The 24,519-nt window shown below is 62.2% G+C and carries 24 protein-coding genes; 10 read left to right on the top strand and 14 right to left on the bottom strand.

The genetic code is table 11. From position 1 onward, the window contains the following. The first annotated feature begins 13 nt into the window (after positions 1-13). Entirely contained in the window at positions 14-1,066 is a 1,053-nt protein-coding gene (locus AC3WS7_RS12685; RefSeq protein WP_492656614.1) for a CDP-6-deoxy-delta-3,4-glucoseen reductase, read from the top strand. Positions 1,067-1,121: 55 nt separating this feature from the next. Here the strand turns inward: AC3WS7_RS12685 and AC3WS7_RS12680 are convergent, their stop codons facing one another. The 9 genes from AC3WS7_RS12680 to AC3WS7_RS12640 all read right to left on the bottom strand — a co-directional run bounded on the left by AC3WS7_RS12680 (position 1,122) and on the right by AC3WS7_RS12640 (position 10,453). Further along, positions 1,122-1,505 (bottom strand): hypothetical protein, encoded by a 384-nt coding sequence (locus tag AC3WS7_RS12680; protein ID WP_492656613.1) that lies wholly within the window; start codon positions 1,503-1,505, stop codon positions 1,122-1,124. 127 nt (positions 1,506-1,632) lie between these two features. After that, the gene (locus tag AC3WS7_RS12675; protein WP_296468408.1) at positions 1,633-2,352 is read right to left on the bottom strand and encodes an ABC transporter ATP-binding protein; all 720 of its coding nucleotides are present in this window, start codon (positions 2,350-2,352) and stop codon (positions 1,633-1,635) included. A gap of 9 nt (positions 2,353-2,361) precedes the next feature. Further along, positions 2,362-3,132 carry an ABC transporter ATP-binding protein gene (locus AC3WS7_RS12670; protein WP_322579190.1) on the bottom strand — a complete coding sequence of 257 codons (771 nt, stop codon included), beginning with the start codon at positions 3,130-3,132 and terminating at the stop codon, positions 2,362-2,364. 60 nt (positions 3,133-3,192) lie between these two features. Continuing rightward, positions 3,193-4,278: a branched-chain amino acid ABC transporter permease gene (locus tag AC3WS7_RS12665; protein ID WP_296468404.1), complete on the bottom strand. Its 1,086-nt coding sequence runs from the start codon at positions 4,276-4,278 to the stop codon at positions 3,193-3,195. A gap of 13 nt (positions 4,279-4,291) precedes the next feature. After that, the gene (locus tag AC3WS7_RS12660; RefSeq protein ID WP_105260009.1) at positions 4,292-5,221 is read right to left on the bottom strand and encodes a branched-chain amino acid ABC transporter permease; all 930 of its coding nucleotides are present in this window, start codon (positions 5,219-5,221) and stop codon (positions 4,292-4,294) included. Between the two features lie 222 nt (positions 5,222-5,443). After that, entirely contained in the window at positions 5,444-6,739 is a 1,296-nt protein-coding gene (locus tag AC3WS7_RS12655) for a replication-associated recombination protein A (protein ID WP_492656612.1), read from the bottom strand. A gap of 9 nt (positions 6,740-6,748) precedes the next feature. Then, complete coding sequence (gene lolA / locus AC3WS7_RS12650; protein ID WP_492656611.1) at positions 6,749-7,378, bottom strand: outer membrane lipoprotein periplasmic chaperone LolA; 630 nt, start codon at positions 7,376-7,378, stop codon at positions 6,749-6,751. A gap of 21 nt (positions 7,379-7,399) precedes the next feature. Beyond that, positions 7,400-9,727 carry a DNA translocase FtsK gene (locus tag AC3WS7_RS12645; protein WP_492656610.1) on the bottom strand — a complete coding sequence of 776 codons (2,328 nt, stop codon included), beginning with the start codon at positions 9,725-9,727 and terminating at the stop codon, positions 7,400-7,402. 51 nt (positions 9,728-9,778) lie between these two features. Further along, positions 9,779-10,453 (bottom strand): Crp/Fnr family transcriptional regulator, encoded by a 675-nt coding sequence (locus tag AC3WS7_RS12640; RefSeq protein WP_296468396.1) that lies wholly within the window; start codon positions 10,451-10,453, stop codon positions 9,779-9,781. Between the two features lie 138 nt (positions 10,454-10,591). Between AC3WS7_RS12640 and trxB the strand changes: the two genes are divergently transcribed. From trxB to rpmG, 3 genes are all read left to right on the top strand, one after another. Continuing rightward, the gene (trxB, locus tag AC3WS7_RS12635) at positions 10,592-11,542 is read left to right on the top strand and encodes a thioredoxin-disulfide reductase (RefSeq protein WP_296468395.1); all 951 of its coding nucleotides are present in this window, start codon (positions 10,592-10,594) and stop codon (positions 11,540-11,542) included. Between the two features lie 227 nt (positions 11,543-11,769). Further along, complete coding sequence (gene rpmB / locus AC3WS7_RS12630) at positions 11,770-12,003, top strand: 50S ribosomal protein L28 (protein WP_272548698.1); 234 nt, start codon at positions 11,770-11,772, stop codon at positions 12,001-12,003. A gap of 13 nt (positions 12,004-12,016) precedes the next feature. Beyond that, the gene (gene rpmG, locus AC3WS7_RS12625; RefSeq protein ID WP_029707149.1) at positions 12,017-12,187 is read left to right on the top strand and encodes a 50S ribosomal protein L33; all 171 of its coding nucleotides are present in this window, start codon (positions 12,017-12,019) and stop codon (positions 12,185-12,187) included. 416 nt (positions 12,188-12,603) lie between these two features. On the opposite strand, the gene AC3WS7_RS12620 is transcribed toward rpmG, so the two are convergent. Together AC3WS7_RS12620 and AC3WS7_RS12615 are read right to left on the bottom strand one after the other, a co-directional pair. Next, positions 12,604-13,818, bottom strand: coding sequence for a DesA family fatty acid desaturase (locus AC3WS7_RS12620; protein WP_492656609.1), 1,215 nt, complete (start codon positions 13,816-13,818; stop codon positions 12,604-12,606). Positions 13,819-13,965: 147 nt separating this feature from the next. Next, entirely contained in the window at positions 13,966-15,237 is a 1,272-nt protein-coding gene (locus AC3WS7_RS12615) for an RsmB/NOP family class I SAM-dependent RNA methyltransferase (RefSeq protein WP_492656608.1), read from the bottom strand. Between the two features lie 16 nt (positions 15,238-15,253). Here AC3WS7_RS12615 and AC3WS7_RS12610 point away from each other — a divergent pair, with 16 nt between their 5' ends. Then, positions 15,254-15,493 carry a DUF1653 domain-containing protein gene (locus tag AC3WS7_RS12610; protein WP_296465463.1) on the top strand — a complete coding sequence of 80 codons (240 nt, stop codon included), beginning with the start codon at positions 15,254-15,256 and terminating at the stop codon, positions 15,491-15,493. A 39-nt stretch (positions 15,494-15,532) separates the two neighbouring features. On the opposite strand, the gene AC3WS7_RS12605 is transcribed toward AC3WS7_RS12610, so the two are convergent. Further along, positions 15,533-16,720, bottom strand: coding sequence for an ATP-binding protein (locus AC3WS7_RS12605; RefSeq protein WP_492656607.1), 1,188 nt, complete (start codon positions 16,718-16,720; stop codon positions 15,533-15,535). Beyond that, positions 16,708-17,448, bottom strand: coding sequence for a response regulator (locus tag AC3WS7_RS12600; protein ID WP_492656606.1), 741 nt, complete (start codon positions 17,446-17,448; stop codon positions 16,708-16,710). The genes AC3WS7_RS12605 and AC3WS7_RS12600 overlap by 13 nt, the downstream gene beginning before the upstream one ends. A gap of 217 nt (positions 17,449-17,665) precedes the next feature. On the opposite strand from AC3WS7_RS12600, the gene xopAW reads away from it, so the two are divergent. The 5 genes from xopAW to AC3WS7_RS12575 all read left to right on the top strand — a co-directional run bounded on the left by xopAW (position 17,666) and on the right by AC3WS7_RS12575 (position 23,412). Further along, on the top strand, positions 17,666-18,511 hold the full coding sequence (gene xopAW / locus AC3WS7_RS12595) for an EF-hand domain-containing protein (RefSeq protein WP_296465456.1): 846 nt from the start codon (positions 17,666-17,668) through the stop codon (positions 18,509-18,511). Positions 18,512-18,669: 158 nt separating this feature from the next. Further along, complete coding sequence (locus tag AC3WS7_RS12590) at positions 18,670-20,130, top strand: efflux transporter outer membrane subunit (RefSeq protein WP_296465453.1); 1,461 nt, start codon at positions 18,670-18,672, stop codon at positions 20,128-20,130. After that, positions 20,127-21,458 carry an efflux RND transporter periplasmic adaptor subunit gene (locus AC3WS7_RS12585; RefSeq protein WP_296465452.1) on the top strand — a complete coding sequence of 444 codons (1,332 nt, stop codon included), beginning with the start codon at positions 20,127-20,129 and terminating at the stop codon, positions 21,456-21,458. Before AC3WS7_RS12590 ends, AC3WS7_RS12585 begins: the two co-directional genes overlap by 4 nt. Continuing rightward, positions 21,455-22,204 (top strand): ABC transporter ATP-binding protein, encoded by a 750-nt coding sequence (locus AC3WS7_RS12580; RefSeq protein ID WP_296465449.1) that lies wholly within the window; start codon positions 21,455-21,457, stop codon positions 22,202-22,204. Before AC3WS7_RS12585 ends, AC3WS7_RS12580 begins: the two co-directional genes overlap by 4 nt. After that, positions 22,204-23,412, top strand: a complete 1,209-nt coding sequence (locus AC3WS7_RS12575; protein ID WP_492656605.1) for an ABC transporter permease — start codon at positions 22,204-22,206, stop codon at positions 23,410-23,412. Before AC3WS7_RS12580 ends, AC3WS7_RS12575 begins: the two co-directional genes overlap by 1 nt. An 88-nt stretch (positions 23,413-23,500) precedes the next feature. Here AC3WS7_RS12575 and AC3WS7_RS12570 read toward each other — a convergent pair whose 3' ends face one another. Beyond that, complete coding sequence (locus AC3WS7_RS12570; RefSeq protein ID WP_492656604.1) at positions 23,501-24,448, bottom strand: DUF4268 domain-containing protein; 948 nt, start codon at positions 24,446-24,448, stop codon at positions 23,501-23,503. Between the last annotated feature and the right edge of the window lie 71 nt (positions 24,449-24,519).

Genomic DNA, 24,519 nt, shown 5'->3' with positions numbered 1-24,519 from the left:
GGATACCCAAAAGATGACCGTCTCCCCCGCCAGCCACGCCGCCTTCACCATCACCGTACAGCCCAGTGGCCGGGTTTTCACCGCCGACGCCGATGAAGCCATTCTGGCTGCCGGCATACGCCACGGGATTGGCCTGCCCTACGGCTGCAAAGACGGCGCTTGCGGCTCTTGCAAATGCAAAAAAATCAGTGGCGGGGTGACACACGGCCCGCACCAGGCCAAGGCCCTAAGTGCAGAAGAGGCCGCCCAAGGCCTGATCTTGACCTGTTGTGCCGTACCGCAGAGTGATGTGGTGTTGGAGTCGCGCCAGGTGACAGAACAAGGCGCCTTGCCGATCAAAAAAATGCCGACACGGGTAACCACGATGACGCGCCTCTCTGAGGATGTGGTGATGCTGAACCTGCAGTTGCCTGCCAACGACAGCTTTTTGTACCGGGCGGGCCAGTACGTGGAGTTCATCCTGCGCGACGGCTCGCGGCGCAGCTATTCAATGGCCAACGCCCCCGGACAAGCCAACGCGCTGGAGCTGCACATCCGCCACATGCCCGGTGGCAAATTCACCGACCATGTGTTTGGCACCATGAAGGAAAAAGAAATCCTGCGCATCGAAGGCCCCTTCGGTTCCTTCTTCCTGCGTGAGGACTCCGAGGCACCGCTGGTGTTTCTCGCCTCTGGCACCGGCTTTGCCCCCATCAAGGCGCTGTTGGAGCATATGCAGGCCCATGACATCCAGCGCACCGTGACCGTCTACTGGGGTGGTCGGCGTCCCGCCGACCTGTACATGGACACCTGGCTCCGAGCCCAACAGGAACGCATGCCACAACTGGTTTATGTGCCCGTGGTGTCTGATGCACAAGCCGAAGATGGATGGACTGGCCGTACTGGCTTTGTACACCGTGCCGTGCTGGACGACCTGCCCGATCTGTCCGGCCACCAGGTCTATGCCTGCGGCGCCCCCATCGTGGTGGACTCCGCCCGCAAGGACTTCTGCACGCTGGCTGGCTTGCCCGAAGAGGCTTTTTTTGCGGACGCGTTCACGTCCGAGGCGGACAAGCACGCGGCCTGAACAAAAAAAGGCCGGGGCACACGGCCCAGGCCTTTCTGGATAGTGAGCGGTCGACTTACAGCTTGCCGTTCTTGCCGTCACGCTTGCCATCGTGGTTCAAGTCCACTTGGCGGTCATGCTTCTGATGGGCAATGTCGCGGCTCTCGGCGCGCTGCATATGTGCAATGCGCTTACGCTCCTGGCCCGTCACCTTGCCATCCGCTGCGGCGTGGTCTTCGGCCTTGTCGATGCGGACTTCACCGCGGTTCAGACGACGGGTTTCCCGCCGGGTCAACTGGCCAGACTCAACACCTTGTGCAACGCGTTTGTCTTGGTTGGCATCGCGCTGGTCAATCTTGGGGGTCGCCAAAGGATCTTTGGGCGCAAGCGTTGTGGTTTGTGCAAAGGTGGCACCGCTTGCTACCAAGACCAGACCTGCCAGCACAGTGTGAATTTTCATAGTGAACTCCTGTTGAGGGTGTACATGGAATGACTCCATGTGCCTACAACGGGCCCACACACAGGCAGCCTGACATCCCGAATGCAAAGTGCCGTAACAACTTGTATTCGGGATGCCCGGGATCGGTTTATTCGCCCAGGTAAGCGGCGCGCACCTTCGGGTCGGTCAGCATATCGGCGGCGTTGCCGGTCATGGTGACGATGCCGGACTCCATCACATAGCCGCGGTTGGCAATGGACAAGGCGCGGCTGGCGTTTTGCTCCACCAGCAGCACGGTTACGCCCTGGGCGTACACGTCTTTGACCACTTCAAAGATCTTGTCGACCATGATGGGCGACAAGCCCATGGAGGGTTCGTCCAGCAGCAGCACCTTGGGGCGGCTCATCAGGGCACGGCCCATGGCCAGCATTTGTTGCTCACCACCGGACATGGTGCCGGCCAACTGGTCCTTGCGTTCGCGCAGGCGCGGGAAGATGGTGAACATCTTCTCGATGTCTGCGGCGATGCCATCCTTGTCGTTGCGGATGTAGGCGCCCATTTGCAGGTTTTCGATGATGGTCATGCGGGTGAACACACCGCGACCTTCCGGCACCATGGCCAAGCCTTGTTTGACCAAATCCCAAGGGCCTTGGCCCTTGATGCTTTTGCCGAGGTATTCAATATCGCCAGCATTGATGGGCAAGGTACCGGTGATCGCCTTCATGGTGGTGGTCTTGCCGGCACCGTTGGAGCCGATCAGGGAGACCAATTCACCTTCGTGGACTTCAAAATCCACACCTTTGACGGCCTGGATGCCGCCATACGAGACCTTCAGGCCTTTAACTTTGAGCAGAGTCTGGGTTGTCATGCGTATTCCTTAGTGGCCGCTCGTGCCCAAGTAGGCTTCAATCACTTTTTCGTTCTTTTGTACTTCCGCGGGTGTGCCTTCGGCAATCTGCTTGCCGTAGTCGAGCACCGTCACGCGGTCGCACAGGCCCATCACCAGCTTCACATCGTGCTCGATGAGCAAAATGGTGCGGTTGTCGTTGCGAATGCGGTCAATCAACTCGCGCAACATGACCTTCTCGGTGGCGTTCATGCCGGCGGCTGGTTCATCCAGTGCAATCAGTTGCGGATCGGTAGCCAGGGCACGGGCAATCTCTAGCCGGCGCTGGTCGCCATAGCTCAGGGTGCGGGCCTTGTAGTCGGCAAACTTACCGATACCCACGTAGTCCAATAGCTCTTGTGCGCGCTTGGCAATAGCCGCCTCTTCTGCCTTGAAACCGGGGGTGCGGAACACGGCGCCAAGCAACCCGGAATGGGTGCGGATGTGGCGACCCACCATCACGTTTTCCAGTGCGGTCATTTCGGCGAACAACCGGATGTTCTGGAAAGTGCGCGCAATGCCGGCCTTGGCCACGGTGTGCACGGCGGTGGGCTGATACGCCTTGCCAGCCAGCTCGAAACTGCCGCTGTCGGGTGTGTAGAGCCCGGTAAGCACGTTGAAAAAAGTGGTCTTGCCAGCGCCGTTGGGGCCGATCAGGCCGTAGACCTGACCGCGTTCAATTTTGATGCCGACATCGCTCAGGGCTTGCAAACCACCAAACCGCTTGGAAACGCCGGAGACGTTGAGTACTGTATCTGTCATGTTGGATTCCATTCAGTGGAGGGCAGCCGCGTGCGCATATGCCGGGCTGCCCTGCAAGGTTCAGGGTTTGGTGCTTTGCAAAGACTTGCCGTGCTCAGGCGCGGGCCACAAGCCACGGGGGCGCAACAACATCACGCTGATCATGGCCAGGGCGATGAGCAACTGGCGCAGGATGGAAGCATCCAGCCGACCGCCCGTCATGGCCTGCAAAGGACCGGCCACATAACGCAGCACCTCTGGCAATGCAGCCAGCAAAATGGCGCCCAGCACCACGCCAGGCAAGTGGCCTACACCACCCAGCACCACCATGGCCACAATCATCACAGACTCCATCAGACTGAAGGACTCGGGCGAGATGAAACCCTGGAAGGCAGCAAACATGGCGCCAGACACACCACCAAAAGTGGCGCCCATACCGAAAGCCAGCAGCTTGGCGTTGCGGGTGTTGATGCCCATGGCTTTGGCAGCAATTTCGTCTTCACGAATCGCCATCCAGGCGCGGCCCACGCGGGACAGCTCCAGGCGGTGGCAAATGATCACACTGACCACCACCAGGGTGAGGAACAGGTAGTAATACAAAGTGACCGAAGACAACTCAAAACCAGCGATGTTGAGCCGCTTGCCCAGGCTGATGCCAAAGAACTGGATCGCGTCGATCTGGCCAATGCCCTTGGGGCCGTTGGTGATGTTGACGGGGTGGTCCAGGTTGTTCAGGAACACGCGGATGATTTCGCCAAAGCCCAGGGTCACGATGGCCAGGTAGTCACCGCGCAAACGCAAGGTGGGAGCACCCAGCAGGATGCCCAGCACCCCGGCCAAGGCCGCCGCCAGCGGAATCACGACCCACAGCGGGGTATGCAGCCCGTCGGGGAACATGGCGGCAATGGCAGGGAACGTTTCAGGCAGATGGGGGGACGCCATCAGGCCAAACATATAGGCACCAATGGCGAAGAACGCCACGTAGCCCAGATCCAGCAGGCCCGCATAGCCCACCACAATGTTCAAGCCCAGGGACAGCAGCACAAACAGCAAAGCCATGTCGGCAATGCGTACCCAGGCGTTGCCAAACCCTTGCAGCACCAGCGGCAGGATCAACAGACCCGCGGCGGCTACCAGCATGGTCAACAGTCGTTTTTGAGAATTCATGTGTTGGGTCTCCTTAGGCACGATCGGCTACACGCTCACCCAGCAAGCCGGAGGGGCGCAGTGTCAACACGATGATCAGAACAACGAAAGCAAAAATGTCGGAATAATGGCTGCCCAAAACGCCGCCGGTCAGGGCACCGATGTAGCCCGCGCCGATGGATTCGATCAGACCCAGCAGAATGGCGCCGACCACGGCACCCGCCAAGTTGCCGATGCCGCCGAACACGGCCGCGGTGAAGGCCTTGAGGCCGGGCAGGAAGCCCATGGCGTGTTGAGCGGTGCCGTAGTTGGAGGCGTACATCACACCGGCAATCGCGGCCAGCACGGCACCGATGATGAAGGTGGCGGAAATCACCATGTCAGGCTTGACACCCATCAGACCCGCGACGCGGGGGTTCTCGGCCGTTGCGCGCATGGCACGACCCAGCTTGGTGTAATTCACCAGCCACATCAGCAGTGCCAGGGAGACGGCCGTCACGCCCAGAATCATGACTTGCGTAGGGGTAATCACCGCACCGGCAATATCAATAGGGGTGTTGGGCAAAAGCGTGGGGTAGGACTTGTAATTGGGCTTCCAGATGATCATGGCCAGCGTTTGCAGCAAGATGGACATGCCGATCGCAGTGATCAGGGGGGCCAGTTTGGGACTGTTGCGCAGGGGACGGTAAGCCACCTTCTCAATCACAAAGTTCAGCGTGGCAGCAACCACGCAGGCAATGATGAGGGCCAGGAAGAGGATGATGAAGCCGGGAGTGCCGGGCATCGCATCCTGCATCAGACCAATCATGGTCCAACTGGTGAGGGCCCCCACCATCACGACCTCACCGTGGGCAAAGTTGATCAGGTTGATGATGCCGTACACCATCGTGTAGCCCAGCGCGATGAGCGCATACATGCTACCTAACACCAGACCGTTGATGATCTGCTGTATCAAAATATCCATAGAAAACTCCGTTGTTCTTGTGTGCGAACGGCATGGCCGTTAACACTGGTGGCGTTAGACCATCGAAAGCAATAAGCCTGCCACGTCAGGTTCACTGGCGGTGCAGGCCAAAGCAGTGCCGCGATTCTAGCGATGTCGCGCGGAGGGGTCTCGGGGCTACAGGGTGGGTTTACCCTTGAGTGCCATGCCGATTTGGCAACTCGTGCCGCATTTCATGCACTATTAGTTTTTCTTCTGATTACGCGCTTTGAGCTCGCGCAGCTTCTCACCAATACGAATTTCCAGCCCTCGCTCCACCGGCCGGTAAAACTGCGTATCGGACATGCCATCCGGCAGGTACTGCTCACCCGCCGCAAAGCCGCCCTCTTCGTCATGCGCATAACGGTAGCCCTTGCCGTAGTCCAGCTCTTTCATGAGCTTGGTAGGAGCATTGCGCAAATGCATGGGCACCGGGCGGGTGCCATCCTTCTTCACAAAGGCCTTGGCCTCGTTGAATGCCTTGTAGACCGCGTTCGATTTGGGAGCCACGGCCAAATAAACCACACACTCGGCCAGGGCCAACTCCCCCTCGGGGCTGCCCAGGCGTTCGTACACGTCAGCCGCATCCAGCGCTATGCGCAGCGCGCGCGGGTCGGCCAGACCAATGTCTTCGGCCGCCATGCGGATCAGGCGGCGCGCCATGTAACGCGGATCGGCCCCACCATCCAGCATGCGCACAAACCAGTACAGCGACGCATCCGGGTCCGAGCCACGCAGGCTTTTGTGCAGGGCCGAGATGGTGTCGTAAAACTGCTCGCCACCCTTGTCGTAGCGGCGCATGCGCTCGCCCAGCACCTTGAGCAGCCACACATCCGTGATCTCGCCCACTTTCTCCTGCACTGCTGCCACAGCCAGGGTTTCGAGTGTGTTGAGCAGACGCCGGGCATCCCCATCCGCATAAGCGATCAGTCGGTCGATTGCTATGTTTTCGATAGCTGGAAGCGCAGACTCTGCCTGGGCTCTGACCACTATTTGCTTCAAATTATCGGCATCCAGCGGTTGCAGCACGTAAACGGCGGCGCGAGACAACAACGCCGAGTTCACCTCAAACGAGGGATTCTCGGTGGTCGCGCCGATGAAGGTGAACAGACCGCTCTCCACATGCGGCAGAAACGCGTCCTGCTGGCTTTTGTTGAAACGGTGCACCTCGTCGACAAACACAATGGTGCGGCGCTGCTCCAGCCCGTCACGCGCCAACAGAGCCTGCTCCACGGCCTCGCGAATGTCCTTGATGCCGCCCAGCACCGCGCTGATGGTGATGAACTGGGCGTCAAACGCATCGGCCATGAGCCGCGCAATCGTGGTCTTGCCGACTCCGGGCGGGCCCCAGAGGATGCAGCTGTGCGGTTGGCCTGATTCAAATGCCAGGCGCAGCGCCATGCCGTCGCCCAGCAGGTGCTGCTGGCCAATCACCTCGCCCAGTGTTTTGGGGCGCAGCAGTTCGGCCAGCGGTTGGTGTTTGGATGGCGACGATGCCATGGAGCCCCGCTACTGGCGCACCACGTCCGCACCGGCTGGCGGTTTGAACTGAAAGGCGCCGGCGTCCAGCGCCGCATTGGGCTGGAAGCCCACAAAACTCAGCACCGAGCGCTGGCCAAAGCTGTCCAGAATCTCCAGCACCGCCAGTTGGTCCTGCTTGAAGCCCACGCGCACCTGCTGCAGCTGGCTGTCCTTGGCCTTGGGCGTGCCGTGCACCCACTGCAGGCCATCCTTGTCTGGCGCGTCCGTCAGGGCAAAGTCGGTTTGCAGGGCTTTCAAATCGGGTGCGGCGGCAATCAGCGCAGCGGGCGTGGAGCCCAGCGCGGACGACTGTTTGCGCGCAGTGACCTGGTTCAGGTCCACGTCATACAGCCACAGGGTCTGGCCGTCGGCCACAATGGTTTGTTCGAACGGTTTTTTGTAGACGAATTTGAAGCGGTTGGGCCGCGCAAATTCAAAACTGCCACTGGACACCTTGCTACGCGCAACCTGCCCTTCTTTGGCCGGTGAGGTCACTACCTGGGAAAAATCGGCCTTGCCGCTCTTCACCGTCCTCACGAAGGTTTCCAAGCTTTCCAAGCCTCCAGCCTTCGCCGATATTGCGCAAGCAGCTATCAAAATAAGAGCAATTTGTTTCATGATGGATTCTGCCCCACACGCTTATTCGGAACGGGCCGGCACCAGGATTTCGCGCTGGCCGCTACCACTCATGGAACTCACCAAGCCGGCTTTTTCCATGTCTTCCACCAGCCGTGCGGCGCGGTTGTAGCCAATCTTGAGGTGACGCTGCACCAGTGAGATGCTGGCCTTGCGGTTTTTCAGCACCACTTCGACCGCCTGGTCGTACATCGGGTCTTTCTCACCACCCGCGTCACCGCCGCCCTCGCCGTCTTCACCGTCCACGGTGCCGCCTTCCAGCACCCCGTCGATGTAGTCGGGCTCGCCCTGGCTCTTGAGGTAGCTCACCACACGGTGCACCTCCTCGTCGCTCACAAAGGCGCCGTGCACGCGAACGGGCAAACCGGTACCGCTGGGCATGTAAAGCATGTCGCCCATGCCCAGCAGGGCTTCGGCGCCCATTTGGTCCAGGATGGTGCGACTGTCGATTTTGCTGCTCACCTGGAAGGCGATCCGCGTCGGGATGTTGGCCTTGATCAGGCCGGTGATCACGTCCACGCTGGGGCGCTGGGTCGCCAGAATCAAATGGATACCGGCAGCCCGCGCCTTCTGCGCCAGGCGTGCAATCAGCTCTTCAATCTTCTTGCCCACCACCATCATCAGGTCGGCCAACTCATCGATCACCACCACGATATGCGGCAAACGGTTCAATGGTTCGGGGCTCTCGGGCGTCAGGCTGAAAGGGTTGTAGATGAACTCGCCCTTGGCCTTGGCATCGTCAATCTTGACGTTGTAGCCAGCCAGGTTGCGCACGCCCATCTTGCTCATCAGCTTGTAGCGCTTCTCCATCTCCGCCACACACCAGTTCAGACCGTGTGCAGCCTGGCGCATGTCCGTCACAACAGGTGCCAGCAAATGCGGAATGCCCTCGTAGACCGACATTTCCAGCATCTTGGGGTCGATCATCAGCAGGCGTACATCGCGCGCCTCGGCCTTGTAGAGCAAGGACAAAATCATCGCGTTGATACCGACGGATTTGCCGGAACCGGTGGTACCGGCCACCAGCACGTGCGGCATCTTGGCCAGGTCGGCCACCACGGGGTTGCCCACGATGTCCTTGCCCAAGCCCATGGTCAACATGGACTTGGCTTCGTTGTAGACCTGCGAACCCAAAATCTCGGAGAGCTTGATGCTCTGGCGCTTGGCGTTGGGCAGCTCCAGCGCCATGTAGTTTTTGCCGGGGATGGTTTCCACCACGCGGATGGACACCAGGCTCAAGCTGCGCGCCAAATCCTTGGCCAGCCCCACAATCTGCGAGCCTTTTACGCCCGTGGCGGGCTCGATCTCGTAACGCGTGATCACCGGGCCGGGCTGGGCCAGCACCACGCGCACCTCCACACCGAAATCCTTGAGCTTTTTCTCAATCATGCGGCTGGTCATTTCCAGCGTCTCGGGGGCCACTGTCTCTTGGCGTAGTTGCGCACCATCCAACAGATCCACCTGCGGCAGCTTGCTGTCGGGCATCTCGGTAAACAGCGGTTTCTGCCGCTCCTTGGCCACACGCTCGCTCGGTGGCAGCTCCACCATCACCGGCTCAATGACCACCTGGGCCGGCGCCTGGTAGTGAACCACAGCCTCTTCCCGCTCTTCCAGGAACACCTCCTCGCGCTCACGCACAGCCAACTGGCCGAGTTCGCGGTCCTGGGCAGCCTCGATTTTCTCGCGGCGGGACTCTGCCAAACCGTCCAGCAAGGCACCGATACGCTCTGCCGTCCGTGTCCACGAGAACCCGAACACCATGGCCGAGCCCAGCACGCCCAACACAATCGCGACCAGCCCCGCCCCCACAAAGCCCAGCCAGCGCAGCGCCCAGGGCCCCACCAGTTGCCCCAGCGCCCCGCCGCTACTACCGGGCAAAAACGCTTCCAAGCGGTAAAGACGCGACCACTCCAGCGACGTGCTGGCGCACAACAGCAAAAACAGTCCGGCCAGGACTACCCAGGCACTGTGCCTGGTTGGCGAGGAAGCCACATCACCCGCGCCTTCGCCACGCAAGCGACTGGCCAGCAAGGACAACCAAATACGCCATCCAGCGGCCACACACCACCACACGGAAAAACCCAGCACGAAGTAACTGACATCGGCCATCCAGGCGCCCAACCGACCAACTTGGTTGTGCATCACCATGCCCGAGCCAGAAGTCGACCAAGCGGGGTCTTGCGGGGAATAGCTCAAAAGCGCAATCAGCCACAGCAACAGGGCCACGAAGCCCGCCACCAAAGCGATTTCATTGACGAAGCGTGCCGCCCCCGAGGCTGGTGGGGACACCTCTTGCGAAGAAGAATTCAATGTATGCAGTGAATAGGTCATTTAGTCGGCTGGCACATCACCAGCATCTAGCGATTTGGCGCTTGGTTCGGTTTAACGCGGCTTGGAGCGCCGCTCCCACACACGCAAACCGCCATCCTTGAGGGTTTGTACAAAACCCTGCTCTTCAAAATCCTTCATGACACGGCTCACCATCTCACGCGAGGCCCCCACCATCTTGGCAAGATCCAGGCGTGAGATTTTCTCGCGAATCAGCAACTCGCCGTTCTCATTGGGCTCCGCCGTGTCCAGCAGCACATTGGCCACACGGCCATACACCCCCATCAGTGCCAGGGACACGATTTTCTGGTCGGCACTGCGCAGACGCTGCACCAGCCCACGCATCACGGCCGATGCGATGGCTGCGTTCTCCCCCACACAACGGGTGAAATCGTCGCGCCCCAGCACCAGAACGTCCATTTGCGTGTCAGCCACCACCGTCGCCGAGTGCGCCTCGTTGTCAATCAGGCTCATCTCCCCAATGTAGTCGCCAGCCTTGAGCGTGGCCACAATCACTTCGCGGGCCTTGTTATCGGTCATCACCACATGCGCCCGCCCGGCCAGTATCAGGAACAGGGCATTGGAATTTTTTCCCTGCTCCACCACATGGGCACCCCGTTTGATGCGCGCCTTGGCCACATTCGTCGCCAGCGCATCGGCCTGTGCGGAACTCAGCATGGCAAACAGGGGCACTCTGCGTATCAATTCCTGGTTGCTCAGCATTGCCATTGATCTGGTTCCTGAATTTTGAATGCCGGTTTCTTACAATCGAACGGACCGATACAACACAGCCACTTGTTTCTAGCAAGGGCCGCCCCGAAATGTACACGGCTGGCCCTCCGTTTCTCTGACCACAAAGGTTACAACATGTCCTCACCCAAACACGCCAAAGTCCTCATTTTGGGATCTGGCCCCGCCGGCTACACCGCTGCTGTCTACGCAGCCCGCGCCAACCTCAACCCGGTGCTGATCACCGGTATGGCCCAGGGCGGCCAACTGATGACGACCACCGAGGTCGACAACTGGCCCGCCGACGTGGGTGGCGTGCAAGGCCCGGAGCTGATGCAGCGCTTCCTGGAACACGCCGAACGCTTCAAAACCGAGGTGGTGTTTGACCACATCGGCTCCGTCGACCTGTCCAAGCGCCCCTTCACCCTGACTGGCGACAGCGGCACCTACACCTGCGACTCCCTGATCATCTCCACCGGCGCCTCCGCCAAGTACCTGGGCCTGCCTTCCGAGACAGCCTTCATGGGCCGCGGTGTGTCCGGCTGCGCTACCTGCGACGGTTTCTTCTACCGCAACGAAATCTGCTGCGTGGTCGGCGGCGGCAACACCGCCGTGGAAGAGGCGCTGTACCTCTCCAACATCGCCAGCAAGGTGTATCTGGTACACCGCCGCGACAAGTTCAAGGCCGAGCCCATCCTGGTAGACAAGCTGATGGAGAAGGTGGCTGCAGGCAAAATTGAGCTGAAGACCTTCCAAACCCTGGACGAAGTGCTGGGCGACGCCTCCGGCGTGACCGGCATCCGCCTCAAGAGCACCACCGACGGCAGCACCGAGGACATCACGCTCAAGGGTTGCTTCATCGCCATCGGCCACTCGCCCAACACCGACATCTTCCAGGGCCAGTTGGAGCTGGAAAACGGCTACATCGTGACCCAGGGCGGCCTCAAAGGTTTTGCCACACAGACCAGCATCCCTGGCGTATTTGCCGCCGGCGACGTGCAAGACCATGTCTACCGCCAGGCCATCACCAGCGCCGGTACTGGGTGCATGGCAGCACTGGACGCCCAGCGCTTCCTGGAACAGGACTGAGCCATTTGCGCCCTCCGGGCCAAAACCGCTATAATCCAAGGCTTTGCTGAGTTCGCCCCGTGAGGGGCTTGCCTTTTTCGGGCGCTCTGTGAGTTCCGCCAATGACCTTGGCGGGGGGTTACCGCCACCCTTTTTCATGGCGAGGTGAGGTTTGAGCGAGATCGGACGGGTTTGTTTTTCAAGCCGTTTGGATCGACAGTGAAAACCGTTTATATCGGAGTGTCCACATGGCACGCGTATGTGAAGTAACGGGCAAAGGCCCAATGGTCGGAAACAATGTTTCCCACGCCAACAACAAAACCAAGCGCCGGTTCCTGCCGAACCTGCAATACCGCCGTTTCTGGGTCGAGACTGAAAACCGCTGGGTGCGCCTGCGCATTTCCAACGCCGGTTTGCGTCTGATCGACAAAAACGGTATCGATTCTGTGCTCGCCGATCTGCGCGCACGTGGTCAAGCTTAAGGAGTAGAGCACCATGGCAACCAAAGGCGGACGCGAAAAAATCAAGCTGGAATCCACAGCTGGTACCGGTCACTTCTACACGACCGACAAGAACAAGAAAACCATGCCCGAGAAGATGCTGATCAAGAAATTTGATCCCGTTGCTCGCAAGCATGTGGACTACAAGGAAATGAAGCTGAAGTAATTCAGGTTCTTCCGATCCAAAAAAGCCCGCCCTGTGCGGGCTTTTTTACGTCTGTACTTTTTGGATGATTGACAGAGGCACGTCTTTCGCACGCATCAGGCAAGGTTTGGGCGCTCTGCTGCGTGTCCCCCGCCCTTCGGGCTCCTCCTTTACCTACGCAGGACACCCCAACCCTACCTGCTACTGAAAACCTGATCACACGCGGTCATTCAAAGCCATAGCAACGCACCACTTCGCAAGAGTAGTCGGGGGGTGCGTTTTACGTAGGTAAAGGAGGAGGCCGAAGGCCGGGGGACACGAAGTAAAACGCACGCCCCGGCTGCTCTGGAGCTCGCGAAAGACATCAAGCTGCAAAACCAAACACGCATAAAAAAGCCCGCACAAGGCGGGCTTTCGGAAGAAGCGAAAGGACGTTCTTAAACGTGCGCAGCCCGCAGCTTCATGGAGAACTCGCGCAGCGCGGTAATGCCGCTCTCTTCAGCGCGGTGGCACCAGGCTTGCAGATCCTTGGCCAGTTGCTCACGGGACACGTGCGTGTTGAGCCACATCTGACGCAACTCTTCGCGCATGGTGACCATCTTGTCCAGCACCGGGGATGCAGCACGGGCCTGGGCCAGTTGAGGTGCAGCAGCAGCAGGCACTTTTTCTTCGTCACGGTGCATCCAGCGCTTGGCAGCTTTCACCACGGCAGCGTCAGCGCTACGGGCCTTGACCGACTCAAACTCGTCACGGGCCGCTTGGCGCACGCCCTTGGCGTACGCAGCCATGATCTCATAACGGTTGGCAATCAATGCTTCCAGCGTCTTCTCGTCCGCCACAGGGCGAATGTCGCCATATGCAGCCTTGGGGGGAGTCTTCTTGACCTTGGCCAAACCCACCGCTTGCATGATGGTGATGTACATCCAGCCAATATCAAACTCGTAGGGCTTGACCGACAGCTTGGCAGAGGTCGGGTAGGTGTGGTGGTTGTTGTGCAACTCTTCACCGGCAATGATGATGCCCCAGGGCGAGATGTTGGTGGAGGCATCAGGCGCCTCGAAATTGCGGTAACCCCAGTAGTGGGCGGCACCGTTGATGATGCCGGCCGCGGTAATCGGTGTCCACGCCATTTGCAGGGCCCAAACCGCCAAGCCAGCGGCGCCAAACAGGTACAGGTCGATGATCATCATCAGACCCACGCCCTGCCAGGAGTAGCGGGTGTACAGGTTGCGCTCGATCCAGTCATCGGGCGTGCCGTGGCCGAAACGGGCCATGGTTTCCTTGTTCTTGGATTCCGCACGGTAGAGCTCGGCGCCCTTGAGCAACACGGTCTTGATGCCGTACACATGCGGGCTGTGGGGATCTTCGGCCTGCTCGCACTTGGCGTGGTGCTTGCGGTGGATGGAAGCCCACTCTTTGGTCACCTGACCGGTGGTCAGCCACAGCCAAAACCGGAAGAAGTGCGACGCGATGGGGTGCAGGTCCAGGGCGCGGTGCGCCTGGTGGCGGTGCAGGAACACCGTCACGCTGATCATGGTGACGTGTGTCATGGCCAGTGCAAACAACACAATTTGCCACCATGTGATGTTCCACATGCCATGGGCCAGCCACTCAATTGCTGCGTTCAGCACAGCCCAATCAGGTAACAACATAGTCAATTCAATCTCTCAACGAGGTTTGGTTAGTTATGAGTCAGGGGCGACGTGCGCCCCTGTACACCCCAGATTTTAGGGGCTGCAGTCTTTTTTGGCTAGTTAATTCAAATGGAAGTTAAAAAACATTAACTTTCATCAACTATTTCACTTCTTTTGCCAAACCGCCGCAAAAAATCCATCCGTGGCATGACGATGCGGCCACAGGCGCAGGTAGAGTTGGCCGTCTTCGCCACCAACGCACAGGCTTGGTGCGTTCTCCACCTTCAAGCCGGCCAGCACCTCGCCTGCAGGCAGGGCCACAAAGTCGGGGTTGGCGGCGGCGAAGGCCGCAGCAATCGCCTCGTTCTCCTGGGGCAACACGCTGCAAGTCGCGTAGACCAAGCGCCCGCCGGACTTCACCATGCGCGCGGCACTTTGCAGGATGGCGGCCTGCTTGACCGCCATTTCCTCTACAGCTTGGAGGTTTTGGCGCCATTTCAAGTCCGGGTTACGGCGCAAGGTGCCCATACCGGTACACGGCGCATCCACCAGCACCCGGTCCATCTTGCCGGAGAGGCGCTTCACGCGGTCGTCGCGCTCGTGGGCGATGGCAGCAGGGTGCACATTGGAGAGGCCACTGCGGGCCATGCGCGGCTTGAACGAATCCAGGCGGTGGGCCGAGGTGTCAAAAGCGTACAGGCGGCCGGTGCTGCGCATGGCGGCACCAATGGCCAGGGTTTTGCCGCCGGCACCAGCACAAAAGTCCACCACCATTTCGCCGCGCTTGGCGTCCAGCAGCATGGCCAGCAGTTGGGAGCCCTCGTCCTGCACCTCAAAATCGCCGCGCACAAAGGCCTCGTTCTTGTTCAGTGCCGGCTTGCCGGCAATGCGCAGACCCCAGGGGGAGTACGGCGTGGGCACCGCCTTGATGCCGGCCTGTTGCAGCTCTTTTTGCACATCGGCACGCTTGGCCTTGAAGGTGTTGACCCGCAAATCCAGGCCCGCGCCCAGGTTCAGGTGCTCCACCAGCGGCCAGAATTCGTCGCCCAACTGGTCTTTGAGCGGCTGCACCAGCCATTCGGGCAGGTTGTGGCGGTGGCGCTCCATCAGGTCGGCGGGCTGAACCTTCTCACACTGGTCCAGCCAGTTTTTCTCCTGGTCGGTCAGCGCGCTGCGCAGAAAATCGCCTGGGCCATAAAAGCCCAGAATGGCCATACGGCGCTCTTTGGGGCCACTGCCGCTGGGGGCCAGGTGGTCAAACAGCAGCTTTTTGCGCAGCACGGTGTAGGCGGTTTCGGCCAGGGTGGCACGCTCGCGCGGGCCCAGGCCGCGGTTGTCACGGAAGAAACGCGAGACGATGGCGTCCGCAGGGTGGTCAAATTTAAGGACGAGCCGAACCAATTCGGAACAGGCGTCAAGCAGGGCTTTTGGATGCATAGCCTAGGATTGTCCCATGAGCGAAGAAAAACTCCCCCCTTTAGTTACCACCCCTACCGGCCGCTACCGCCATTACAAGGGCATGGAATACCAGGTGCTGGACACCGTGCGCCACAGCGAAACGCTGGAGCCCATGACCTTGTACCGTGCGCTGTATGGCGAAATGGGCCTGTGGGTGCGCCCGGCTGCCATGTTTCTGGAAACCGTGGTGATAGAGGGCGTGGCCCAACCGCGTTTTACCCGGATTGGGGACTAAATCGCCACCTAGCCCCCGTGGAGTATGCGCGAGCAGCTCCTAATTCAATAGCGTTTTTGCGTCGAGGGCCCGGCGGGGCACGCACAGTTCCGCCTGCAAGCCGCCACCCATGCGGTTGCTGAGCTGCAGGCTGCCGCCGTGTTGGCGCGCAATGTCACTGGCTGAGGCCAGGCCCAGCCCAACCCCGCCGGTGTTGCGGTTGCGGGAAGCCTCGACCCGGTAAAACGGCTGCAGCACCTGCGCCAGCTCACCCTCGGGGATGCCGGGGCCGCGGTCCAGCACCGTGACACGCACGCCCTGTGCATCCTCTGTCAACCGCACCTGGGCACCACCAGCGTAGCGGGCGGCGTTGTCCAGCAGGTTGCTGATGCAGCGGCGCAAGGCCGAGGCCTGCGCCCGAAGTGGGGCTATCGGCGGCCCCTCCCAGGGCTCAACGGCCACATCGTGGCCAGCCTCCTGCTGATCTTCCACCAGGCTGTTCACCAGTGCGGCCAGGTCCAGCGTCACCCAGGGCTCGGCATCCGCCGCGCCGCGCAGGTAGTCCAGCGTGGCGCGAATCATGGTGTCCATCTCGGCGATGTCCCGTCCAAAGCGCTGGCGTTCCTGCGCGTCCGACAAGGACTCCACGCGCAGCGCCAGACGGGTGAGCGGCGTGCGCAGGTCGTGTGAGACCGCCGCCACAAACTGGTCGCGCTGCGCCAGTTGGGCGCGGATGTGCTGCTGCATCTGGTTGAACACGCGCGTGGCCTCGCGGCACTCCAGCGAGCCCGACTCAGGCAGCGGCGCACGGTGGATGTTGTGGCCCAGCTCGCTGGCCGCAGCGGCCAGGCGGCGCACCGGGTCCGACAACCACCGCGCCGCCACCCAGGCCGCCAGCAGCAGCGCCCCCAAACGCACCGCAATGTCCAGCAGCAGCCCCACCGGCGGCGGTCCACCGTGGTGGCGGTCGTCCGATGGGTCCTGGTATGGGGGCGGCGGTGGAGGCGCAGCCCCGCCCCAGTGCAGTGCGCCCGGCGGTGGGCCGGGCAGCGGCCCGTTGGCCCGCAGGTCCGGGCGCATGTCGGGCCGCATTTCAAACATCAGCGTCAGCGCCAGCACATGGCTAAACAGCACCGTCAGGCCCAACAGCCAGGCCAGGCGGCCAAACAGACTGGCCGGCAGGCAACGCTGCACCAGCGCGCCCGCACGGGCCACCAGGGCGCGGCTTCGTGTCTTCAGGCCCGCCACGCCATGCGCCCCTGCACCGACTGCACATTGAACAGATAACCCGCACCGCGCACGGTCTTGATCATGGAAGGCTGGTCGGGGTCGTCGGCCAGCTTTTGCCGCAGGCGCGAGACCAGCAGGTCGATGCTGCGCTCAAAGGCATCCATGGCGCGGCCGCGGGCCTGCTCCATGAGCTGGTCACGGCTGAACAGGCGCCGCGGGGTTTGCAAAAAGGTGGTGAGCAGGCGGAATTCGGCGTTGGACAAGGGCACTACCAGCCCCGTGGGCGACACTAGGTTGCGTTCATCGCGGTGCAGCTCCCAGCCGTCAAAACAAACCACCTCGCTGCGCGCCAGGATGGGCATGCTGTCCTTGGTGCCCAGCGCACGACGCAGCACGGTGTGGATGCGGGCGACCAGCTCGCGCGGCTCAAAGGGCTTGCCCATGTAGTCATCAGCGCCGTTCTCCAGCCCCATGATGCGGTCGAAGGTGGTGGTGCGCGCGGTCAGCATGATGACGGGAATCTGCGAACGCTCGCGAATCTCGCGTGACAGCGTCAGCCCGTCGGTACCGGGCAGCATCACATCCAGCACCACCAGGTCCACACGCTGGCGTGCGAGCTGCTGGCGCATGCTGTCGGCGTCAAAAGCGGTGTGCACCTCGAAGTTGAAGCGCGCCAGGTATTCACCCAGCAGCGCGGTGATGTCGGCGTCGTCGTCAACGAGGAGGATGGAGGTTTTGGTGCTCATGGGGCGGTCCTGGCGGCCGGGGAGACAGTCCGAGCGGCCCATCCAGTGTAAAAAAAGCCCCTCCGCCTGAACCCTTGAATTGGCCGCCAAGCGCCCCCCAGTTGCACGCCTCGGATGGGCTTATGTACCAGCCTTGGTACACAGACGACAAACCCGCGATACCTGCGCTGCCAAGAATCGGTGGCACCAACCACCACCATCCAGAAAGGAAGTGACCATGAGCACCATCAGCGGGGTGAGCAGTTCCAGCAACGTCTGGGCTGCCCTCAACACCCAACGCAGCCAGCACCAGGCCAAGATGTTCGCCAAAGTGGATGCCGACGGCAGCGGCGGCGTCGACCAGACCGAGCTCGGCACCATGCTGAGCGACATCAGCGAAAAAACCGGCGCCAGCCTGGGCGACGCCAAGGAACTGTTCACCCAAATGGACAGCAACAGCGACGGCAGCCTCTCCAGTGATGAGCTGGATGCGGGCATGAAAGCCCTGATGCAGCCACCGGCCAGCACCATGGAGTTTGCCCAGTCCCGCGGCATGGGTGGCAGTGGTGGCAGCCAGGACGACCTGTTTGCCAAGGTGGACACCGATGGCGACGGCTCGGTCAGCCAAGACGAGCTGCAAGTGCTGACCGACAAGATCAAAGAAGACACCGGCCAGGACGTGAGCCAGGACTTTGCCAAGCTCGACACCGACGGCGACGGCCAGCTCACCCAAACCGAATTTGAGGCTGGCCGCCCCCCCGAAGACGCCCAACGTGCCCAGGGCGGCGATGGCCCCAAGGGCCCACCGCCTGCGGGTGGCCCCGGCGGTCCCGGCGGGGCACAGGGCGCCTCGTCCAGTGACACAACCTACGACGCGCTGGACACCAACCGCGACGGCACCGTATCCGAGGTGGAACGCATGGTGGGCGAGCTCAAGGAGGCCATTGCCAGCCTCAGCAGCAACCGTGATGCCAGCAGCACCACCGCCACCAACCAGCAAATCGCCGAGCTGGCCCAAAAGATCTACGCCCAGGTGGCCGAGGGGCTGACCGAGAGTACGTCCACCCTCAGCACTTCAGCATGATTTTGGCCTCTAGCCCCCGTGGATGCTGCGCAAGCAGCTCCTGAATTTATAGCAACTCTGCGCCGGGCCACACGCCGTGGACCCGGCGTTGTGCCGTCTTTACCGGTCTTTACACACAGGGCACGAAGGCGACACCCGTGGCCCGCACCATCAGGACCATGCCACCTCACGCCCTTTCCCTCTTCCACCGCCCGCGGCTGCGCCACGGTGCCGCGGCCTGCCTGCTGGCCTTGGCCACGCTGGGCAGCCAGGCGGCTCCCGCCACGCCCGACACCCAGCCCCTAGCGGCCCTCCCCATTCCTTCCAGTTGGTCGCAAGCCAGCAGCACCACGCCCGGCAACCTGGCCCAGTGGTGGGATACGTTCAATGACGCCCAGCTCTCCGCCCTGGTGACCCAGGCCCTGCAAGCCAACCCCAGCCTGCGCAAGGCCGAGGCCGCACTGCAGCAAGCCCGCGCCCTGCGCGATGCCAAGCAAGGCGCCCTGCTGCCCAGCCTGAACGCCAGTGGCTCCGGCCAGCGCAGCCAGACCAATGAGCAGCCCGCCACCAACGTCTTCAAGGCCGGCCTGGACGCCAGCTGGGAGCCCGACCTGTTTGGCGGCAAGCGCCAGGCCCTGAATGCCACCGAGGCCGATGCCCAGGCCCAGCAGGCCACGCTGGCCGATGCCCAGGTGTCCATGGCAGCCGAGGTGGCCCTGGCCTACTTGCAACTGCGCGGCCAGCAAAGCCAGTTGGCCATTGCCCAGACCAACCTGGCCAGCCAACAAGAAACCCTGCAACTAACCGACTGGCGCGCCCAGGCCGGCCTCACCACCAGCCTGGAGGTCGAGCAGGCCCGCACCGCGGTAGAGCAAACCCGCGCCGAAATTCCCACCCTGCAGGCCAGCATTGCCGCCAGCCAGCACAGCCTGGCGGTGCTGACCGGGCAGGCCCCCACCGCGCTGGTGGAGCAGCTCGGCACGGCCGCGCCCATTCCCAGCGCGCCCACACAGTTGGCGCTGGCCTTCCCGGCCGACACGCTGCGCCAGCGTCCCGATGTGCGTGCCGAAGAGGCCCGCATCGCCGCCGCCCTGGCGCGGGTGCAGGTGGCCGATGCGGCGCGTTACCCCACGTTTTCCATTGGGGGATCCCTGGGCCTGAGCGCCCTCACGCTGGCAGGGCTGACCAACGGCGCCAGTGTGCTCAGCAGCCTGCTGGCCAGTGTCTCCCTGCCGGTGTTTGATGGCGGTGCCACCGCGGCCACCCTGCGCGCGCAAGAGGCCGCACTGGTGCAGGCCCAGGCCAGTTACCAAAGCACGGTGCTGACCGCACTGCAGGAAGTGGAGGACGCCCTGGCCGCCCTGCGCGGCCACCGCGCACGGCTGCAGCATCTGCAAAGCGCCGCCACGGCGGCCGAGCTGGCCGCCCTGCTGGCCCAGCAGCGCTACGCCAGCGGCCTGATCGATTTCCAGACCGTGCTGAGCACCCAGCGCACGCTGCTGAGCGCCCAAAACAGCGTGGCCAGCACCCTCACCGACCTGGGCACCGACCACGTGCGCCTGTACAAGGCGCTCGGCGGTGGCTGGCAAGCCGCCCCCGCCACCACGACGCCCCCCACTTCTTCTGCAGGACAACCATGAGCTCCGACACCCCTCCCATCTCCTCCGCCGTGCCCAGCACCGCCGCCATCCAGGCCCTGCTGCAAACCGCACCCAACCGGCCCTGGTGGCGCCGCCCCGTGGTGTTGGCCAGCGTAGCCGCCGTGCTGCTGGCCCTGGGCGCCACCTACGCGCTGCAGGCACGCAGCCAGGCCCAGGCCGCCCCCAGCTATGTGAGCACAACCGTGCAGCGCGGCAACCTGACCCTGAGCGTGTCGGCCAACGGCACGCTGCAACCCACACGCTCGGTCAACATCGGCAGCGAGCTCTCGGGCACCGTGCGCAATGTGCTGGTGGACGTGAACGACCGTGTGCGCAAAGGCCAGTTGCTGGTGGAGCTGGACACCGCCAAACTCAACGACCAGCTCACCAAAACCCGCGCCGCCCTGAGTGCCGCGCAGGCCAAGGTAGCGCAAACCGTGGTCACCGTGAAAGAGGCCCAGGCCAGCCTGGCGCGTCTGGAAGAGGTATCGCGCCTGTCGGGTGGCAAGGTACCCGCCAAGAGCGAGCTGGATGCCGCCCGTGCCACGCTGGAGCGTGCCCAGGCCGACGAGGCCAGCGCGCGTGCCAACGTCACCGAAGCCCAGGCCGGAGCGTCCAGCGACGCGACCAACCTGTCCAAAGCCTCCATCCGCTCCCCCATTGACGGCGTGGTGCTCACGCGCAGCGTGGAGCCCGGCAACGCCGTGGCCGCCTCCTTGCAGGCGGTCACGCTGTTCAGCGTGGCCGAAGACCTGAGCAAGCTGCGCCTGCAGGTGAATGTGGACGAGGCCGATGTGGGCTCGGTGAAGGTGGGCCAAAAGGCCAGCTTCACCGTCAGCGCCTACCCCTCGCGCACCTTCCCTGCCACCATCACCCGCGTGGCCTATGGCTCCACCACCACCGAAAACGTGGTCACCTACATCACCTACCTGGAGGTGGACAACAGCGACCTGACACTGCGCCCCGGCATGACCGCCACGGCCACCATCACCGCCACCGAGCGCAAGGACGCGCTACTGGTGCCCAACACCGCGCTGCGCTACAGCCCCAGCACCACAGCCAGCGCCGGCAAACCTGCGGCCCAAAGCAGCAGCATTGTGGGCAGCCTGATGCCGCGCATGCCCGGTGGCAGTGGCAACCGCAAGAGCGCTGGCAGCGCAGCCGGTGCGGGCAGCAAGCAGGTCTGGGTGCTGCGTGATGGCGCCCCGGTGGCCGTGGCGGTGCAGACCGGCATCAGCGACGGCCGCATGACCGAGGTCACCGGTGGCGAGCTGACGGCCGACATGCGCGTCATCACCGACCAGCGCAGCGGTGGAGCGGCCCAATGATCCTCCCCGCGTCTTCAACGCCCCTGATCGAGCTGCGCGGCGTGACCCGCACCTACGGCGAGGGCGCCACCGTGCTGCAGGCGCTCAAAGGCGTGGACCTGCGCATTGAGGCCGGTGACTTTGTCGCCATCATGGGCCCCAGCGGCTCGGGCAAGTCCACCGCCATGAACACGCTGGGCTGCCTGGATACACCGACCACGGGTGAGTACCTGTTCCAGGGTGTGCATGTGGAAACCCTGGGCCGCGACCAGCGCGCCCAGCTGCGCCGCCACTACCTGGGCTTTGTGTTCCAGGGCTTTCACCTGCTGCCGCGCACCAGCGCACAAGAGAACGTGGAGCTGCCCCTGCTCTACCGCGGCGAATCCGCCAGCGCCCGGCGCAAGGCCGCATCGCGCGCCCTGGCCCAAGTCGGCCTGCAGGGTCGCGAGCACCACACACCGGCCGAGCTGTCGGGCGGGCAGCAGCAGCGCGTGGCAATTGCACGCGCCATCGTCACCGAGCCCACCGTGCTGCTGGCGGATGAGCCCACCGGCAACCTGGACACCCAGCGCAGCGCCGAGATCATGGAGCTGCTGCAAGACCTGAACGTGCAGCACGGCATCACCGTGCTGATGGTCACGCACGAGCCCGACATGGCGGCGTATGCCAAGCGCATCGTGCGTTTTGTGGACGGTGTGATCGAGAGTGATGTGGCGAACCCCCACCCGGTGCGACGCCACGCAGCGGCCCAGGAAGAGGTGCACTGATGTTCCTCAACACCATTTGGCTCGCGCTGCGCTCCATCCGGCGCAACCTGATGCGCTCCTTCCTCACCATCCTGGGCATCGTCATCGGCGTGAGCGCCGTGATCACCATGGTCACGCTGGGCAACGGCGCCACCCAGGCGGTGCAAACGCAAATCTCCAGCCTGGGCACCAACCTGCTGCAGATCCGCCCCGGCCAGCGCATGGGCCCGGGCGCTGGCGGTGGCAGCTCGCCCTCGTTCAAGGAGGTGGACGCCACCGCCATCGCCAGCCAGATCGGCGGCATTGCGGCGGTGGCACCCGAGTCGCGCGCCAGCGTGACCGTGGTGGCCAACGGGCGCAACTGGACGTCCAGCGTGGTGGGCAGCAGCAATGCCTGGCTCACCACCGGCAACTGGCAACTCAAAGAAGGCCGCGAGTTCAGCGAAGAAGAACTGCGCGCGGGCTCGGCGGTCTGTGTGATCGGCGAAACCGTGCGTCGCGAAATGTTTGGCAGCACGCCAGCCCTGGGCCAGGCCCTGCGCGTGAAACAGGTGTCCTGCGAGGTGGTGGGCATCCTGGGCTCCAAGGGCCAGGGCAGTTTTGGCAACGACCAGGACGACGTGGTGCTGGTGCCGCTCAAGACGCTGCAGCGCCGCATCACCGGCAACACACGCGTCAACACCCTGCTGGTCTCCATGGCCGAGGGCAGCGACGCCACCCGCATCAAGAGCGGCATCACCCAGCTGCTGCGCGAGCAGCGCAAGCTGGCCGATGGAGTGGAAGACAACTTCAACGTGCTGGACACCAAACAGCTGGCCGACACGCTCTCGGGCACCACGCAGATCATGACCACGCTCTTGGGCGCGGTGGCCGCGGTGAGCCTGCTGGTGGGCGGCATTGGCGTGATGAACATCATGCTGGTGAGCGTGACCGAGCGCACCCGCGAGATCGGCTTGCGCCTGGCCATCGGCGCACTGGAGCGCGAGGTGCTGCTGCAGTTCCTGATCGAAGCCGTAGTGCTCGCATCCCTGGGCGGCCTGATGGGCATCGCCCTGGCCACCGTGGCCTCGCTGGGCCTGGCCGCGCTGATGCAGATTCCCTACACCTTTGACCTCGGTGTCAACCTGCTGTCGTTTGCCTTCTCGGCAGCGATTGGCGTGGTGTTTGGCTTTGTGCCGGCACGGCGTGCGGCGCAGCTGGACCCGATTGAGGCGCTGCGGCACGAGTAGCCCTTGTCAGGGGCATTTTTTGAATGAAAAGTGCCGACAACCCGCGCAGAATATGCGTGAACAGCTCCTATTTCGATAGTGTTTTTCGTCATACCAACGCTTTGACGCGCGGACGAAACACCGCCGACATTTTGAGCCCAGCCACCTCCAACCAAGCGAAGTAGGCCGACCATTGACTCTCATCCTCCAGAGGAGAATCCGGGCGGATTTGAATGATCCGACACGCATGCCCGTCCGGCAACTCCAACCAGTCGAGTTTCGCATTCAACTCCTGCTCGATGGCGTCCTTCTGATCCAAGAGCTGCTTGAACATTGATTTCGAATTGTCATGGTCTATGTAGACCTCCATCCCCACTCGCCGCTCACGTGAATTTACGGTAGCGGCGAGGTGAATTCCGGCACGACCTAAGGCAATGTTGGTCCAGTGCTGTGGCAGCGGCTTCTGCGGACGGCATGCCGAACCCTGGGCCTGCAACCAAGCCGACCAATCGGTCCAGAACTTCAACTGTCGCTGCTTGGTCGGCGTCATATTGGCCGCCACCTTGGCGTTTTGCTGACCCGTTTTTGCCCAATCGTTGGGCTTAACCACTACATTAAAACTAGGGGCCATGGGCGATTCGCCGATGCGCCAAAGTTCAATCTCCACTGCAAAAAAATTCAATTCATCTGTAGTGTGTTGATTCAAGAATTCCAGCGCAGCTACGTGTTCGGTTCGAAAAGACTCCGCTACCCAGATCACCTTTCGCGCGCCCACACCAGCGGCATAAGTCAAAATTTGACCAAGGTGGGTGTGATTGGTCTTCTCCAGTTGGTTCTCGATGATGACCTTGCCGCCATTGTCTGAACACAAAATGTCAACATTGAAGTCGCCTACTGGGTATTCAACTCCCACTAGCTCCAATTCGTCCAGACCGAGGGTTTCAGCCAAGAGCTGCAAGTTGTCCGCTTGGGCCAACCACGGCGTGAACTCAATAGCCTCATGAGCCCAAGCTTTGCGCAAGGGGATACGTTCAAGCTTGCCAAGGGTGGATTTCATATATGACTTTTTAACTCCAGTTGTATTTTCTAATCACGTAGCTGCCCATTCAGCAGAAGAAAATTACCCCT

Source organism: Rhodoferax sp. EU05-FHT12H12 (genome assembly GCF_058791215.1).
The sequence above is the reverse complement of the archived record's forward strand: the minus strand, read 5'-3'. Positions and strand labels throughout refer to the sequence as shown.